At 59.3% G+C, this 1,589-nt stretch carries 3 protein-coding genes and 1 pseudogene; all 4 read right to left on the minus strand.

What is annotated here, in order from left to right; all coding sequences use genetic code 11:
* Positions 1 to 90: 90 nt before the first annotated feature.
* The gene (locus tag JN414_RS16315; protein ID WP_202208866.1) at positions 91 to 417 is read right to left on the minus strand and encodes a hypothetical protein; all 327 of its coding nucleotides are present in this window, start codon (positions 415 to 417) and stop codon (positions 91 to 93) included.
* Positions 404 to 907, minus strand: a complete 504-nt coding sequence (locus JN414_RS16320; protein ID WP_202208867.1) for a lysozyme — start codon at positions 905 to 907, stop codon at positions 404 to 406. The genes JN414_RS16315 and JN414_RS16320 overlap by 14 nt, the downstream gene beginning before the upstream one ends.
* Before the next feature lie 112 nt (positions 908 to 1,019).
* Positions 1,020 to 1,331: a hypothetical protein gene (locus tag JN414_RS16325; RefSeq protein ID WP_202208868.1), complete on the minus strand. Its 312-nt coding sequence runs from the start codon at positions 1,329 to 1,331 to the stop codon at positions 1,020 to 1,022.
* Positions 1,332 to 1,401: 70 nt separating this feature from the next.
* Positions 1,402 to 1,589 (minus strand): annotated as a pseudogene (locus JN414_RS16330) (hypothetical protein); the annotation flags it as partial.

Genomic DNA, 1,589 nt, shown 5'->3' on the forward strand with positions numbered 1-1,589 from the left:
TGGATCCGACGGTCTGACAGCAGGAGCGCTGCCTCCTTCGGAGATCTGAGGAATGAGGATGATCGATCCAGGACCGGCTGAAGGGCTCAGTCAGGTCGGTGCTTTGGGCTTGCCCTTGCTGTCGAGGATCTGCACGCCACTATCCGCGCCGGCTTTTTTCAGAAGCGGCGCTTCAGCCCGCGTCGTCATGACGGCCGTGAGCCCGATCCTGTACATGGCGGCGGCATATTTCTGCTCGAAGGCCAGGAAACTCAGAAGCTGATACGGCCTGACCCAAAGAGATCCGGGAGCCGGAGGAGCAATCCGAGACCGCAGGAAGCCGCAGACATTCAGCAGCACCGAGGCCAGAACAAGAAACATACCAACCCAGAACAGGACCTGAGGCGGGAGCAGTCCTAGAAGATCAGACCATTGCATGGTTCGCCCCCATGACTGTCCGCTTGCCCAGGAACACATCTCGTTCATAGGCGCGGCGATTGGTCAGGCCGGCCAGCTCGACCAGATGGCCTTTCACGGTCGCCTTGTTCCAGCGTGGCAGCTCATTGGCCGCGCCGGCATAATCCCCGGCATTGAGCTTGCGCAGCAGCGTAGAGCTTTCCACGGCTGGCGTGCCGACATTGTATTGCCAGGACAGCAGTGCCGCCCGCTGGACATCCGAGAGCGGAACCTTGACCAGGCGCGACAGAGCCGCGTCATAGGTCATGACCGACTGGAGCAGCAGGCTGGCTGCATCCGCCTCACGGATGGGTGGCGTTCTGGCCGTGACGGGCTTTCCGGATTTCAGCCAGCGGCTGCCATAGCCAATCGTCCAGCAGCCGGCAGGGCAGACATAGGGCTTCGACCGGAATCCTTCGAAACCGGGCAGCTTCAGGAGCGCCGTGGCCAGCACGACGGCAGTTTCATTCATGGGATTTCCTGACAGTGTCCAGGTGGACCAATTTTCGGAGAAAAGCCGAGAATTGGTCCACCCGAACAAAAGAGCGGCAGAAAGCCGCTGTTTTTAACGATGAATGTCTGGACTACTTTCCAATCGACACCACGAGATGGACCAGGCCAGTCCCGGCAATCGATGTCATGAGCGTAATCAGAGCCGTTACCACCGACCGCGCCCCGAACAGCCGGTCCAGCTTGCCGTTGATCTGCGAATTGCTGGTTTCCATCGCCTTGGCCAAGGCTTTGATTTCATTGCGCAGCGAGGTGATTTCCATACGGACTTCCGATCGCAGGTCAGACTGCTTGTCGTCCAGACTAGCCAGCATAGTTTCGAGCTGGAGCACACGATCCTCCAGACCACGGATTGAGGTCAGCGACACGGATTGAACGTCAGGCATGATTTTTCCATAAAAAAAGCCGCCCGCAGGCAGCTGTCAGAGAACGTCTAGAACTGTTGAGGACCTTCGATCAGGCTGCGACGCTGTCAGGTGGCACGGGCAGCGACACACTGGCAGTATCTGCCCCGGTGGCGATGGCCCGCAGCGCCTTGAGATAAGTGGTCCAGGTCTCGGGCGGCGTTTCGCCCAGGCAGCCGTAATCCGCCCACATCTTTGAAGAGGCGGCGTCAAACAGATCCTGCGCTTTTTGCGCCAGCG

The sequence above is a fragment of the Gluconobacter sp. Gdi genome, from assembly GCF_014132155.1.
In the GTDB taxonomy this organism is placed as follows: domain Bacteria; phylum Pseudomonadota; class Alphaproteobacteria; order Acetobacterales; family Acetobacteraceae; genus Gluconobacter.